This is a genomic window from Mesorhizobium sp. M0678 (assembly GCF_040320505.1).
Lineage (GTDB): Bacteria > Pseudomonadota > Alphaproteobacteria > Rhizobiales > Rhizobiaceae > Mesorhizobium.
Window position 1 is genome coordinate 96,186 of sequence record NZ_JAMYPT010000013.1, and the last position, 13,943, is coordinate 110,128.

The following is a 13,943-nucleotide window of genomic DNA, read 5'->3' on the forward strand; positions in this document are numbered from 1 at the left end:
CACCGGAATTTATCCGGTGGGTACGCTATCGCACCATAAGCACATGCTTGTAAGGCGCCGTCAGCGCGATATGATTGTACCTCAACCTGTGCCGAATTCGAAGGGATCGACACTTGCAGCATACCACGCCTGCCGCCCCCGCAGTGCGCGAAACGTTGGAGCGATTGCTTGCCAGCGAAACGTTCGGACGATCCGAGCGCGCGCGCAAGCTGCTCCGCTACCTGGTCGAGCGCGAGCAGGCAGGCGAAGCCGACAGGCTCAAGGGCTTCTCCATAGCGATGGACGTGTTCGGCAAGGACGGCGATTTCGACCCGTCGACCGATGCGGTGGTGCGGGTACAGGCCGGCAGGCTGCGCGAACTTCTGCAGCAGTATTTCGCCAATGAGGGCGTTGCCGAACCGGTCCGTATCGCCATTCCGCGCGGCGGCTATGTTCCGTCCTACGAACTCAACGCCATTCGCTTGCCGGCGGAGGTGGAGCCCAAGGCAGAAAGCAAGCCGGAGCTGGCAACAGAGGAAGCGGCGACGACCGCCCCGCCCGGATCGCTGGAGGGCGCCCGCAACCGGGCACATCCGGCTGCATTGCTGAGCGTTCCAGCCGTCGCCCCTGCTGCTCCTTCGCTGCAACGCCATTTGCAGTTCTTCTGGCTGGCGATCGCGCTGGTCATTCTCATGCTGGGTGTGCTGATCCTTCGCCAGGGCAGCGTGGTGTTGCTGACCGGCGGCGACACGGCGGTCGAGACCGCGGTGGCGACCGGCAGCATAGCAGCGCCTCCGGTTGAAAACCTCCCCCAGGTCTACATCGCCATCAAGGCCGACAGCGACCTGGCTCGCCGTGTCGCCGCATCGCTGCGCGCCGGCCTCAGCGGCTTCGATACCATCAATTTCATCGGCCGTGATGCCGACAGCCCGCCCGATCCAGTAACCGACGCCGCCAGCTTCGTATTCGATGTCCTGCCCGGGCCGCGTAGCGGCGACATCATGCTCGAGCTGCAAAGCGTTGCGACCGGCCGCGTGCTGCTCTCACGCAACCTGACCGCCGGCGACAGCGCGAACACCGCCATCGAGGACCAGATCTCCGGCATTTTGAGCTCGGCTCTTCCCGCCTCGGGCACGATCTACAACTACATCGAGCAGAGCGGCATCCAGACCGGGCTGACGGCGTGTCTGGTGCTCAACGGCAAATATTATCTCGACCAGAACGCCCAGACGCACGAAGCCGCTTACCGCTGCCTCGAAGATCTTGCCAACCGGAAGGCGAAGTCGTCGCTCGTCTATTCGGAACTCGCTTCCTTGCATCTCGAAGCGGTCACCGACCACTATCCCTACCCCGCCGACGCGACGATCGACAAAGCCATGACGTTTGCCCATCGCGCCATCCAGATGGGCCCGACCAGCCCCTACGCGCACCGCGCCCTTGGTTATCTCAACTCGCGCATGGGCGATTCCGCGGAATCGATCCGCTGGATGCGCAAGGCCTATGAGCTCAATCCCTACGATCTCGCAATGGCCGCCGCCTATGGCTACGGGCTGGTTTTCGCCGGCAGGTACAGCGAGGGCACCCCGATCATCGCTCACGCGGTGGACATCGCCAGCGCCCATCCGACATGGTGGGATTACGGGCTGTTCGCCGGAGAGTTCATGATGGGCGACATGAACAAGGCCACGCTCGCCAGCGACGGCTTGCGAACGACGGAAATGAAATCGCATTATCTGGCGGCGCGGCTGATCGGCGCCAAGGCTGCCGGCCGCGAGAAGCTGGCGAGCAGGCTGCTGCAGGAACTGACCGCCAAATTCCCGAAATTCGCAGCCGATCCGCGCGCAACTTTCGTCGAACGAAGATATCCCGCCGATCTGACCAACCGGCTGGTGGAAGCCCTGCGCGCCGCCGGCCTTGGCGGCGCCAGCTGACGTCTCCCGGCGCGTGCACGACGTCAGGTGATCGCGAAGATTTTACTGGCCATCCGGACGGCCAAAGCGCAATTCAGACACAATTTGAACCGGCCAATCTGATCCCACATAGGTCTGATCCCGCATAAGACTGATCTCCGCATAAGTCTGACCTCCCGCAAGACTGATCCGCATAAGACCGCCCCCGGCATCCTGACTGATCCCGGCACCAAGCCATAAAGTTTGCATGACCCCATCCCTTTACGCTGCCGAACGGGGCACCGGCCCGACAACGATTGCCTTCCTGCATGGTTTCGGTGGCTGCCGCGACGACTGGCGCGATGTGGCCGAGTCTCTGGCGCCCGGCGCGCGGACCCTGGCCTATGATCTGCCGGGACATGGGCTGTCGCTCGATTTTCCGGGCGGCGGTCCGGCCAGGATTGCAGCCAGTGCCGTCCTTGCCGATCTTTCCGCTCGCGGGATAAAGCGGGCTCATCTCGTCGGTCATTCGATGGGTGGCGCCGTGGCCGCCCTGATGGCATTGAGCGAGCCCGAAAGAATGGCGTCGCTGACGCTGCTGGCGCCGGGCGGTTTCGGTCCTGAGATCAATGGTCCGCTGCTGCGTCGCTACGCCGCCGCTGCCGGCACGGATGAAATCCGCGCCTGTCTTGCCGCCATGTCGGGACCGCAAAGCCGGCTGCCGCAGCATAGGGTCGAACTCGTCAACGAGATGCGCCAGCGTCCCGGCCAGTTGCGGACACTTGTCGAGCTCGCAGCCGCCATGACCAGGGATGATCGGCAAGGCGTCATCCCGAACGAGGGGCTGGAAACGCTGAATATGCCAATCATGGTGGTTTGGGGAACCGACGACGCGATGCTGCCCGTCAGCCAGGCGGACGGCGTGCCGAAGCATTTTCATCTGCACCACGTGCTGGAAGCCGGCCATATGCTGGTCGAGGAAGCGCCCGGCCTGATCGTCGAGGCCGTCCGTCGCAATATGCGACGCCGCAGCAGGCGGCTTCGTCCGGGATTCGCCGCTGCGGCGAGCTGATCGGTCTTCGCGCAGGCACGGCGGCGGCACTGGTGCTGCTCCAGCGAATCCTTGCCCGCTCATCGATCTCGCAAGTGCAATTTGCCGGCCGCTGTGTTAATTCGGTGTTAACCAAACCCCGCGAGGCAACGCCGATGAAGGACGCAGGCGAGAACATCACCCAGATCGATCAGTCGCGAAAACTGTCCGATGCCATTCGCGACGTCAAGAACGCCTTCGCCGACCGCGACGACGTCGTCGTCGAGATGCGCGAAGCGCATCGCATGCGGCTCGATCTGCTTGCCGCCGAACTCGCGCCGGTCTTCGGCGACGTACCCACCGATATGGACAGTTTCGACTTCGCCGTCTCGTCCGGCCTGCAGCCACGGCTGTGGATCGACGCGATCAGCCATGTCGCCATGGGACGCGACCGCCGCACCTATCGCTTTCTCAAGGACACGCGCATCGGCCGCGTCTTGCTCGCCGAGTCGACAGAGATGAAGGTCGTTGCCGACCAGGTGACGCGCTATGTCGCCGAGCGCGTCGTCGAACGCCAGAGGATGATGGAAGGCGGCATCGAGCAAGCCGTCGCCGGCCTTAAACGCGCCCTGGTGGCGGAGGCTGAGCCGCCGCTGCATGTCCCTGGGCGCAGCAACGGCTGGTCGGCGTTCTTCTCGGGCCTCGGCCTGATCGCCGCCGGCGCCCTGGTCGGCCTGGCGATTTCGCTCGTGTTGTTCTGGGACCGCATCGTTGCAATGAAAATCAGCTTCTAGTGCGGTTCAGCGTTTCACGGAAACGCTGAACCGCACTATCTCTTTGTTTTGACGCAATTCCGGACGGAAAACCGTTTCACACTTTTCCTGGAATTGCTCTAGCCATCGACGCCTCGGCCCCCACGCCAAGCTCCATTGTCTGCAGGTCGCTGGGCGGCAATGCCGGCCCGGTCAGGCCGCGGCGCGTCAGCCTGATCCGCCAATTGTCCTTTTCACCGTCGATGTCGAGCAGATTGTATTGCGCCGGCGCATGCGGACTGCCGGGCGCCTGCCCGGCAGCGGCGACCCCGACCACCGGGATTTTGATCTTGCGGGCGCCGATGAAGAAGAGCGACGGCACATGCGAATGGCCGTGCAGCACAAGCTCGGCGCCGTGCCGGTGAAGAACCTTGTGGAAGCGGGAGATGCCGAACAGCCGCTTGTTCTGCGAAACGGCGCCGCGCACCGGCGGGTGGTGGATCATGATCACCCGGAACAGGCCGCGCTTGCCTGTGGCGTCGAGCATGTCGCGCAGCCGTTCCGCCTGGCCCTCCAGAAAGAAGCCGTTGGCCATGAATGGAGCCGTGGCGCGCGCCGTCGTGACGCCGACCAGCGCAACATTGCCGCGTACGCGCAAATAGGGAAAGGTGTTGCGGTCGACCGGCGTATTGACGCCGTCGCCGGTCATCCACGCCGCCCACGACCGGCAGGTCTTGTCGAAGGCGCCCGGTACATAGGCGTCATGGTTGCCCGGCACGACCGACACGTCATTGGGCGAGCCCAGCGTCTCCAGCCAGTGCTTGGTCATCTCGATCTCACCGTCGAGCGCCAGATTGACCAGATCACCGGTGATGGCGAGATGGTCCGGCCCGCTGGCCTTCATGTCGGCGACGATCGTGTCGATGACGGCATCGTGCATGTAGCGGCGGCGGTTGCGCTGCCAGTTGACGTAACCGACCACGCGCTTGGAGGCGAGATCGCGATAGGTTACATCGGGAAGCGGCCCCAGATGGACATCGGAAATATGCGCGAGCCTGAACATCTTTTCTTCATAGGCGAGGCGCGCGCGGCTTTCCACTCACGGTTTCGCGGACGATGACGACGCCGGATCCGGAGCAAGCCCTGCGCCAGACCGGCTGGCCGGGCTTCAGGGCAAGGCTGTTTCACCTGTACTTCGTACTGCGCCGGCCGATGACGCTCGGCGTGCGCGGCTTGATCCACGACCGCCGCTCCAATTCCGTCTTCCTCATCCGCCACACCTATGTCCCGGGCTGGCACCTGCCCGGCGGTGGCGTCGAGTTGGGCGAGACGATGATCGAAGCGCTGACGCGCGAACTGTTCGAGGAAGGCAACATCGCGCTGACCGGACCGCCGGTGCTGAAATCCCTGCATTTCAACCACCGCGCCAGCCGGCGCGACCATGTCGGCCTCTATCTGGTCGAGGAGTTCGACCAGCCAGCACCCAAGCTGCCCGACCGCGAGATCGCCGAAGCCGGCTTCTTCCCGCTCGACCGCTTGCCAGAAGGCACGACACCGGCGACGCTGCGGCGGATTGCCGAAGTTTTTGAGGGGAATTCGGCATCGCCTTACTGGTAGATCATCTCTTCAACAGCTTTGGCTGCGTCGGTATAGACCGGCAGCATCCATTGTTCTCAGAGAGATAAATGCTGAGCGATGAGGAGAAAAAATGCCACACAGCCAAAACGATAGATTTAGAATCGCGCTCTATGTATCACTGTACACGGGAATTTATGTGATAACATTTTCTGTGGTAGCCTTAATTTCTACAATAGTTCTTGCGATAGATCCATATATGTTAGCAAAAATTGGAAGATTCATCCAATTCGCAATACAATTAGTTGCGGCATTCATGACATATTTCGTTTTTATAAAGCGACATGCTCAGCTTTTTACTCGCACTGAATTCTGGAAAATGGTCGGCTTCTCAACCCTGATAGAAATGATTTTGGGAATGGCTGTGCTTCTGCCGTCGGGATTGTTACGCGCAATCCCGCCCCAGACGTCGGTCCTGGCCGTCATGATCGGCGGCATCGTTGCGTTCCTTGCAACGTCGCTCGGCTACTCCAATCGATTTGGAAATACCATATTGAAAGCTGAACTCGTTAGAAGGGCAAAGATGGACTCCGAAACCTTCCGCTAGGTCGCCGGTCTCACGCAGCCTTCCTGAAGCGCGCGCGGTCGTGCGGCGCGGCGTAGTCCAGCTCCGGCCCGACCGGCACGATGCGCGTCGGGTTGATCGTCTCGTGGCTGCTGTAATAATGCGCCTTGATGTGGTGCAAATTCACCGTGCCGGCGACGCCTGGCACCTGGTAGAGGTCGCGCAGGTAATTCGACAGGTTCGGATAGTCGGCGATGCGGCGCAGATTGCACTTGAAATGGCCGACATAGACCGGGTCGAAGCGGACCAGTGTCGTGAACAGCCGCCAGTCGGCCTCGGTAATGCGGCCGCCGACGAGATAGCGCTGCCTTGACAGACGGTCCTCCAGCATGTCGAGCGCCGAGAACAATTCGCCGAATGCCTCCTCGTAGGCTGCCTGCGTGGTGGCGAAGCCGGCACGGTAGACGCCGTTGTTGACCGCGGGATAGACCAGCGCATTGATCGCATCGATCTCGCCGCGCAGCGGTTGCGGATAGAAATCGAGCCTGGCATCTCCCCATTCGTCGAACGCCGAATTGAGCATGCGGACAATCTCGGCGGATTCGTTGGACACGATGGTCTGCTCGCGTTTGTCCCACAGCACGGGAACGGTGACCCGGCCCGAATAGCCGGGATCGGCCCTGGTGTAGATCTGGTGCAGGAAATCAAGGCCGTAGAGCGTGTCGCCGGTGGCGCCGTCCTCGGCCAGGAACGTCCAGCCGTCGGCGCCCATGAAATGATGGACGACCGAGACGGAAATCACGTCCTCGAGTTTTTTGAGCACGCGAAAGATCAGCGTCCGATGCGCCCACGGGCAGGCGAGCGAGACATAGAGGTGATAGCGGCCGGGCTCGGCCTTGAAGCCGCGTTTTCGCCCTTCGGCCGGCGCGCCGTCGCGGGTCACCCAGTCGCGCCACTGCGACTGCGCCCGCACGAACTTGCCGCCGCTCTCCCCGGTATCGTACCAGCGGTCCTGCCATTGGCCTTCGACTAGCAATCCCATGCAATATCCTTTCGCGTTCCTACCCGATGTAGGGCACCAAGCGGCGCCGCGGAAATCCCCGACGCTGAACAGATCGTCAACGGCTGCGTCGTCGAGTGCGTGTCGGGTGCGCGGGCCGATTGCGGCGGCTGAAAATTGGTGCTAGCGGACAATCCGCATGTTTGACTTTGCCGTGATCCGGTTCGACCGACGACGAAAGAGCGCCCGCGCTTGATGAAGCGCTGACTGGCGAACGCTGCCGCTTGCAGCAAACCTTTCCTCGTATACCGGAACGCAAAGACCATGAGCCTTGCCGACTTGAAATACCTGGCCGACGTGAAATACCTGCCGGAAACTCCGGCGCATGATCCTGAAATCGAAGCCATCAACAACGAGGCCTTCGGGCCGGGCCGTTTCGTGCTTGCCGCCTACAAGATCCGCCAAGCTGGCCCGCATGAGCGGGCTTTGTCCTTCGTGGCTGTCGACGGCGCAATCGTCGTCGCCTCGGTACGGATGACGCGCATCGCCGCCGGTGCCGGCCGCGCGCTGATGCTCGGGCCGCTCGCCGTGCGGCCGGCCTTCAAAAATCTCGGCATCGGCCGCCGGCTGGTGGCAATCGCGCTGGAAGCCGCCGCCAAGGCCGGCGCGCCGGCGGTGATGCTGGTCGGCGACGAACCCTATTACGGCCCGCTCGGCTTCAAAAGGCTGCCGCGTGGGCAGATCTCGATGCCGCGTCCGGTCGACCCCGACCGGCTTTTGGCGCACGAGATCGTGCCGGGCGCGGTGGCGAGGCTGGCGGGCGAGGTTTGCCACGCCGACCAGGCAAGGATTGCCGCGCACATCGCCGCGATGGCATGACCGTGCCGGTGCTGTCGCACGGTGGCTTCGCGGCATAGTCTGGGCACGGAGGAGGACGTCGAGATGAACCCGAACGGCCAGATTGCGATCGTCACCGGTGGCGGCTCCGGCCTTGGCGAGGCGACGGCGCGCGCTCTTGCCGCCGGCGGCGCCAGGGTTGCCGTCCTCGATCTCGGCATCGAGCGTGCGGCCAAGGTGGCGGCTGACATCGGCGGCATCGCCGTCCGATGCGATGTGAGCGACGCCGAGAGCGGTGCCGCCGCAGTCGCGGAAGCGGCAGAGACGCTCGGCGCACCGCGCATCCTGGTCAATTGCGCCGGCATCGTTGTCGGCATGAAGACGATCGGCAAGGACGGACCGCATCCGCTCGATCAATACCGCAAGGTGATCGAGGTCAATCTGATCGGCACCTTTAACATGATCCGCCTGGTCGCCGACCGGACCGCCAGGCTCGAACCGCTGCAGGGCGGCGAGCGCGGCGTTATTATCAACACCGCATCGGTCGCAGCCTATGACGGCCAGATCGGCCAGGCTGCCTATTCCGCGTCCAAGGCCGGCGTCGTCGGCATGACGCTGCCGGTGGCGCGCGATCTCGCCCGCTCCGGCATTCGCGTCTGCACCATCGCACCCGGCATCTTCAGGACGCCGATGATGGCCGGCATGCCGCAGGAGGTGCAGGATTCGCTCGGCGCCGCTGTGCCCTTCCCTTCCCGTTTGGGCGAGCCTTCGGAATACGCGGCACTTGCCTTGCACATCATCGAGAACCAGATGCTCAACGGCGAGACCATTCGCCTCGACGGCGCCATCCGCATGGCGCCGAAATAAATGCGACGGTGATGCCTTGGACGAACCCAGGAAAGACGTGATCCGCGCGACCGATACCGAGGCGATCAGGCTGGCAAAGACGCTGATCCGCAGCGCCCGTTTCGGCGCGTTGGCAGTGCTCGAACCGGGAACCGGTTCGCCGCTGGCCAGCCGGGTCGGCGTCGCCACAGACATCGACGGCACGCCGTTGATCCTGGTATCGATGCTGTCCGCCCATACCGGCGCCATCCTTGCCGACCCGCGCTGCTCGTTGCTCGTCGGCGAACCCGGCAAGGGCGATCCGCTGGCGCATCCGCGATTGACGCTCGTCTGCCGCGCCGTGCGGCTGGAACGCGGCTCGAACGAGCACGCCCGCGCCGAGCGGCGCTACCTCAACCGCAATCCCAAGGCAAAACTCTATGCCGGGCTCGGCGACTTCTCGATCTTCCGGCTCGAACCGGAGCGCGCCAGCCTGAACGGCGGCTTCGGCAAGGCCTATCTGCTCGACCGCACCGATCTGGTCGCGACGGGAGCGATCGTCGAAGAGCTTGCCGCCGGGGAGCAATCGGCGCTCGACCACATGAACGCCGACCATCTCGATGCGATTGCCCTCTACGCAAGTCATTTCGGCGGGGCCGAGAGCGACGGCTGGATCGTCACCGGGTTCGACGCCGACGGGATGGATCTGATATCGGGCGACAATGTCTGTCGGGTTTTCTTCCCCGAGCCGCTGAGAGCGGCGCGCGACCTCAGGCCTGTCCTGATCGACATGGCCAAGGCTGCCCGATCGGCAAAATAATCACAGCCGCACGGTTAATCGGCTTGCATGGAAAGCAAGCCTTGAGATTTGAGCGAAATGTTCTACCTTTGCGAGTGACGCTGAATCGCTGGCGTGCATCTATAGGGAAAGTCTATGGAATCCGACGCTATTGCCCCCATAGCGGCGGATGAGCAAGAAGGCATGGGGGATCTATGGTCTCGAACAAGCTAGTCGCCAACGCCGGAACCGCGGCTGCGTTTCTGACGCTGATGGGCAACGAAAAACGTTTGTTGATCATGAGCTATCTGGCCGAGGGCGAGATGTCGGTCGGCGCCATAGCCGAGAAGGTATCGCTCAGCCAATCCGCCCTGTCACAGCATCTGGCCAAGCTCAGGGCTTCCGACCTTGTCGAGACCCGCCGCGACCGGCAAATGATTTATTATTCCTGCAAGTCCGCGGCGGTGCGCGAATTGCTGCACATGCTGGACGGCATTTTCGGCGAAGGTGAACTGTCGCAGATGGCTCACCGGCTGCGTCGCGCCGGGACCTGAGCGGCCGGGCGGAGAATGCCCCGCCAAATCCGCCTTGCTGCCAAGTCCGCTTTGCTGCCAAGTCCGCTTTGCTACTGAACGCGCTCGTCGGCGGCCTGCGCAATCTCGTCCTTGAACTCGACCTTCGTGCCCGGCTGCACCATGGAGGCAAGGTCTTCGGCATCCCAATTGGTCAACCGGATGCAGCCATGCGAAAAGGTGGTGCCGATCTTGCCCGGTTCGGGCGTGCCGTGGATGCCGTAGCTTTCGATGGAGAGATCGATCCAGACCGATCCCACGGGGTTGTTCGGCCCGGCAGCGATGGTGAAGGGCCGCTTGGTCTTGACCCCCTTGAAAGCGAAGTCCGGATCGTAGTGATAGGTAGGGTTGTGCACCACGCGCCTGACCTCCGCCATGCCGCTTGGCGCCGGCTTCTCCTCGCTCCCAATCGAGGCGGGGTAGACCGCCAGCCATTTGCCGGCACGGTCGAGCACACGCACCAGGCGGGCGCCCTTGTCGACCTCGACGACGGCAACGCCGGCGGGAGGGTCGCCCCTGCTGACATCAGGCACCACCAACGTCCTGCCTGGTTTCCTGAGGCTGGTGCCCGGATTGAGCATTCGCAGCAATTGTTCGCTGACGTGGAAGCGCTCAGCCAACCTCTCCACCGCATTGCGATAGCCGAGCCGCCGCAAGCGGGCCATCCTCTCCAAGCGAGCCGGAATACGCCTGGTGAAAGGTCCGCGCACATCCTTGCGCATCACCTCATAGGTCACCAGCACCGGCTTGGCGGAGGTTGCGATGAGTTTGCTCCAGGTTTGTGGACTGAGCTTGCCATCGGGCGGAAGTCCGTTTGCCGCCTGAAACGCGGCGACGGCTTTGGCGAAGTTCTGGGAAAGGCGACCGTCGATGAGGCCCGGCGAGAAGCGGGCGCGATCCAGAAGGATCTGCGCCTTCAGCAGCATCGGATCGACACCCTTCGGTTCGCCGATAGTGAATTGGGCCTGATTGACGGTGGCTGGATCAAGCTTGGCCGCGCGAGCCACGCCGCATGCGAGGGCAAGCGTGGCGGCAAAGACGAGGAGGAGCCTGATCATCGATGTCCTCCCAGGACCGCAGCAGGAGCCCGCCTCTATGACGCGGCATGGCCCTGTGTGGTTCCTTCGCCCATCGAAATTCTGCATTGAAGCGGCTTGGCCAAAGAGCCGTGCCGCGGAAATCAAATATCGCCGTGCCGCCAGGAGGCCAGGCAGGGCGTCTCCGCCCGGCGCCTAGTGATTGGATTTGACCGTTAGAACGGCGTGCATCCATTTGGACGCTGAGATATATCAGAGCTTCGGATCCGGCATCGTGCCTTCCGAATCCGAATCCCGATTCGCGGCCGACGCCAGGGTCCGCCGAGGAAGCCATGAATCCGATCCGCATAGACGACCCGCAGGATCCTCGCGTCGCCGCCTATCTCGACATCCGGGAACGCGATCTTGCCGGCCGGCAGGGCCGTTTCGTCGCCGAAGGCAAGGTGGTGCTCGACACGCTGCTTGCCGCCCGTCGCTTCGAGGCAGAATCGGTGCTGGTGCTCGAGAACCGGCTGGCCGGCCTCGATGACGTCCTGCGCAAGGCGCCTGCCGGGCTTCCGATCTATGTCGCATCCGGCGAAGTCATCGACAGGATTGCCGGATTCCACATGCATCGCGGCATATTGGCGATCGGCCGCAAGGGCGCGGCCGTCTCCGCTGAAGCTTTGCTCGGCGCACTGCCCGCCCGCGCGCTGATCGTGGTGCTGGTCGGCATCGCCAATCATGACAATATCGGCTCAATCTTCCGCAATGCCGCCGCCTTTGGCGCGGATGCCGTGCTTCTCGATCCAACCTGCTGCGATCCGCTGTACCGCAAGGCAATCCGCGTCTCGGTCGGCGCCGCCTTGAAAATTCCCTTCGCCTCCTTTGCCGACGCCGCCGGCTGCACCGCAATGCTCGACCGGCAAGGCTTCAGCCAATTCGCCTTGTCGCCGCGCGGGCAGACCGACATTCGCGACGCCAAGAGAAACGGCCGGCTGGCGCTCTATCTCGGCACCGAGGGCGAAGGGCTGCCGGAAAGCCTGCTTGCCCGCCTGCAGACGCTGCGGATCGGCATGGCGCAAGGTTTCGACAGCCTGAACGTCGCCGCCGCGTCAGCCATCGCACTTCATCATTTTTCCGGAATTTGAGAGTCGGGCATTTTGCGGCCAAGTGGCGGCATCTCAGTCGGTCGAAGCGGCCTTCTGCAGCGCCCGCACCCGATCGGCAAGGCTGCGTCCGCCGCTCCCCGGCCGCGGATCCTCAGGCGCTGCAAGCGCCCGGGCGATCGGTGAATCCGGCCCGTCGAGCTTTGCCGTCAAGGCCACGACTTGCGCCGCCAGATCGTTCATCTCTTCGCGCAATGCGGCGCTGGCGCTGCCGGTATCGTCTCCGGTCCGCGATTTCGATGTTTCGACGGCAGCAAGATCTGTCTTCAGCCGCCTGTTCTCGCGTGCCAGCGACGTCAGCCTGGCCTCCAGCCGCTCGCGGTCGGCATCGAGCTTGGCGGTTGTCTGTTCGATGTCGCCGTTGGCGGCCACATTGACCTGACTGCCTGACACGCCGGCAAGACCCACCGCAGGCGTCCTTTCAGCGCCTTTCGGCTTTTCGCGAAGGCGCACCAGTTCCTTCTCGCGGCGCTCCAGCCTGTCCTCGCGATCGGCCAGCGAGGCGAGCAGGCGTTCGACCTTCTTTTCCAGGTCGCCGGTTCTTTTCTTCTCGGCCTTCAACGCGTCCCGCAAAACCTTGCTTTCGGCTGCCAATTCCTGGCTGCGCCTGTCCGCCTCCTTGCGCTGGCCACGCAGCAGCGAAATGTCGCTCGCCAACTTCTGCAGCTCGGACTCGCGCGCCACCAGTTCGATCTGCCGGCTGCTGGATGAAAAACTGGCGTCGTCATACATGTGCTCCAGTTTCCGCAGTTCGAGCCCGCGCTTTTCGAGGGCGCGCTCGGTCTCCGCAAGCCGTTCCGACAGCTGCTGCAGCTGCTCATCGCGCTTGCGAAGCTCCTCGCCGCTGGCTGTAAGATCGGCGACGACCCGGTTCTTGTCCTGTCGCTCGGCCGCCAATTCCTTCAGGGCTTCGCGGTCGCGGCCGATCTCGACCAGCTGTTCGGCGGCCTTCTCGCGCAATGATTTGGCGGTCATTTCAAGCCGGCGCACCGAAACGGCGAACTCGGCGCGAATGCGATCCTTGTCCGCCTGGATCTCGGCCAGCGTCAACGGCATCGAGCCCTCGACGCGCTTGCGCGTCAGCGCCACCGCCCGCCGCCACACGGCCGGAGCAATCATCAGCGCCAGAAAGCCCGCGCAGAGAAAGCCGAGGACAAAGAACAGGATCGACTGGACCAAGATGACTATCCGTTGTGCATGGCAACCGCCAAAGGTCGACTTTGCCATCTTCGCATGACGGAAATCCGGCGCCACGGCAAGAGTATGCCGCGGCAAAGCTCAGACCGTGGGATCACAGGGCCAATCGCAGTGGCGCCATCATGCAGGTCAGAACGGATTCCAGGTCGCGCGCTGGGTGAGCTTGAGGTAGCCGAGATTGACGCCGAGACGAGCGCCGACGCCGGTACGGATCGGCACGAGCAGCACATTGTTGTTCTTCAGCACGTTGAAGCCGACGCCGGCGACGACATAGGCGGAGCCGGCGACGCCGCCAAAACGATTATAGAGGCTGCTCACATCGTCGAGATTGTAGACCAGCATCATGACGCGCGAGCCCTCGCCGCCGAAATCCCAGCCGAGCGACGGGCCTTGCCAGAACACTTTGTGGTCGCCGGCATTCTTGGTGTAGAGCGTGCCTTCGCCATAGGTCAGGCCACCGATCAGCGCCCCGGACCCCTCTTCGCCGAGCAGATAGCCGTTCGGCAGGCCATAGGTGGCGAAAATCTTCTCGACGACGGTGGCGAGCCCGCCCGATGTAGCGCCGAAGAATTTATGACCGGAATCGACGATCTCCTGCGCGGTGTATTCCTGCGCCCGCGCGGCCGATGCCGAAAAGGCGACAAGGCCGATGAGGGCGATCGTCATTGAGATGACACGGAAAAAAGTCCGGTCGTAGAATCGGGAAACCATGCTTCCAATCTCCGTCAGGGAGCACTTTCGCCGACGCCTCGCACCCGT

The 13,943-nt window shown here is 63.3% G+C and carries 15 protein-coding genes; 10 read left to right on the plus strand and 5 right to left on the minus strand.

Annotated elements, in window-relative coordinates; translation table 11 throughout:
* Positions 1–113 precede the first annotated feature (113 nt).
* The 3 genes from NKI29_RS22355 to NKI29_RS22365 all read left to right on the plus strand — a co-directional run bounded on the left by NKI29_RS22355 (position 114) and on the right by NKI29_RS22365 (position 3,692).
* The gene (locus NKI29_RS22355; protein ID WP_352568043.1) at positions 114–1,910 is read left to right on the plus strand and encodes a tetratricopeptide repeat protein; all 1,797 of its coding nucleotides are present in this window, start codon (positions 114–116) and stop codon (positions 1,908–1,910) included.
* Between the two features lie 226 nt (positions 1,911–2,136).
* Complete coding sequence (locus NKI29_RS22360) at positions 2,137–2,940, plus strand: alpha/beta fold hydrolase (protein WP_352797243.1); 804 nt, start codon at positions 2,137–2,139, stop codon at positions 2,938–2,940.
* A 134-nt stretch (positions 2,941–3,074) separates the two neighbouring features.
* The gene (locus NKI29_RS22365; protein ID WP_352568045.1) at positions 3,075–3,692 is read left to right on the plus strand and encodes a hypothetical protein; all 618 of its coding nucleotides are present in this window, start codon (positions 3,075–3,077) and stop codon (positions 3,690–3,692) included.
* A 76-nt stretch (positions 3,693–3,768) separates the two neighbouring features.
* Here the strand turns inward: NKI29_RS22365 and NKI29_RS22370 are convergent, their stop codons facing one another.
* Positions 3,769–4,713: a metallophosphoesterase family protein gene (locus NKI29_RS22370; RefSeq protein ID WP_352568307.1), complete on the minus strand. Its 945-nt coding sequence runs from the start codon at positions 4,711–4,713 to the stop codon at positions 3,769–3,771.
* 53 nt (positions 4,714–4,766) lie between these two features.
* On the opposite strand from NKI29_RS22370, the gene NKI29_RS22375 reads away from it, so the two are divergent.
* Together NKI29_RS22375 and NKI29_RS22380 are read left to right on the plus strand one after the other, a co-directional pair.
* Positions 4,767–5,267 carry an NUDIX domain-containing protein gene (locus NKI29_RS22375; protein ID WP_352568046.1) on the plus strand — a complete coding sequence of 167 codons (501 nt, stop codon included), beginning with the start codon at positions 4,767–4,769 and terminating at the stop codon, positions 5,265–5,267.
* Between the two features lie 91 nt (positions 5,268–5,358).
* Positions 5,359–5,832: an ABZJ_00895 family protein gene (locus tag NKI29_RS22380; RefSeq protein ID WP_352568047.1), complete on the plus strand. Its 474-nt coding sequence runs from the start codon at positions 5,359–5,361 to the stop codon at positions 5,830–5,832.
* A 10-nt stretch (positions 5,833–5,842) separates the two neighbouring features.
* Here the strand turns inward: NKI29_RS22380 and NKI29_RS22385 are convergent, their stop codons facing one another.
* On the minus strand, positions 5,843–6,832 hold the full coding sequence (locus NKI29_RS22385) for a glutathione S-transferase family protein (protein ID WP_352568048.1): 990 nt from the start codon (positions 6,830–6,832) through the stop codon (positions 5,843–5,845).
* Positions 6,833–7,114: 282 nt separating this feature from the next.
* Here NKI29_RS22385 and NKI29_RS22390 point away from each other — a divergent pair, with 282 nt between their 5' ends.
* The 4 genes from NKI29_RS22390 to NKI29_RS22405 all read left to right on the plus strand — a co-directional run bounded on the left by NKI29_RS22390 (position 7,115) and on the right by NKI29_RS22405 (position 9,784).
* The gene (locus tag NKI29_RS22390) at positions 7,115–7,669 is read left to right on the plus strand and encodes a GNAT family N-acetyltransferase (RefSeq protein ID WP_352568049.1); all 555 of its coding nucleotides are present in this window, start codon (positions 7,115–7,117) and stop codon (positions 7,667–7,669) included.
* A 63-nt stretch (positions 7,670–7,732) separates the two neighbouring features.
* The gene (locus NKI29_RS22395) at positions 7,733–8,494 is read left to right on the plus strand and encodes a 3-hydroxyacyl-CoA dehydrogenase (protein WP_023679551.1); all 762 of its coding nucleotides are present in this window, start codon (positions 7,733–7,735) and stop codon (positions 8,492–8,494) included.
* Between the two features lie 16 nt (positions 8,495–8,510).
* Positions 8,511–9,272, plus strand: a complete 762-nt coding sequence (locus NKI29_RS22400) for a HugZ family pyridoxamine 5'-phosphate oxidase (protein WP_352586711.1) — start codon at positions 8,511–8,513, stop codon at positions 9,270–9,272.
* Positions 9,273–9,445: 173 nt separating this feature from the next.
* The gene (locus NKI29_RS22405; RefSeq protein WP_023679553.1) at positions 9,446–9,784 is read left to right on the plus strand and encodes an ArsR/SmtB family transcription factor; all 339 of its coding nucleotides are present in this window, start codon (positions 9,446–9,448) and stop codon (positions 9,782–9,784) included.
* A 71-nt stretch (positions 9,785–9,855) separates the two neighbouring features.
* Here the strand turns inward: NKI29_RS22405 and NKI29_RS22410 are convergent, their stop codons facing one another.
* Positions 9,856–10,860, minus strand: coding sequence for a L,D-transpeptidase (locus tag NKI29_RS22410; RefSeq protein WP_352568051.1), 1,005 nt, complete (start codon positions 10,858–10,860; stop codon positions 9,856–9,858).
* Between the two features lie 311 nt (positions 10,861–11,171).
* On the opposite strand from NKI29_RS22410, the gene NKI29_RS22415 reads away from it, so the two are divergent.
* Positions 11,172–11,969: a TrmH family RNA methyltransferase gene (locus NKI29_RS22415; protein WP_352568052.1), complete on the plus strand. Its 798-nt coding sequence runs from the start codon at positions 11,172–11,174 to the stop codon at positions 11,967–11,969.
* A 33-nt stretch (positions 11,970–12,002) separates the two neighbouring features.
* Here NKI29_RS22415 and NKI29_RS22420 read toward each other — a convergent pair whose 3' ends face one another.
* Together NKI29_RS22420 and NKI29_RS22425 are read right to left on the minus strand one after the other, a co-directional pair.
* Positions 12,003–13,166 (minus strand): coiled-coil domain-containing protein, encoded by a 1,164-nt coding sequence (locus NKI29_RS22420; RefSeq protein ID WP_352797248.1) that lies wholly within the window; start codon positions 13,164–13,166, stop codon positions 12,003–12,005.
* Between the two features lie 147 nt (positions 13,167–13,313).
* On the minus strand, positions 13,314–13,895 hold the full coding sequence (locus NKI29_RS22425; RefSeq protein ID WP_023679557.1) for a DUF1134 domain-containing protein: 582 nt from the start codon (positions 13,893–13,895) through the stop codon (positions 13,314–13,316).
* Positions 13,896–13,943 lie beyond the last annotated feature (48 nt).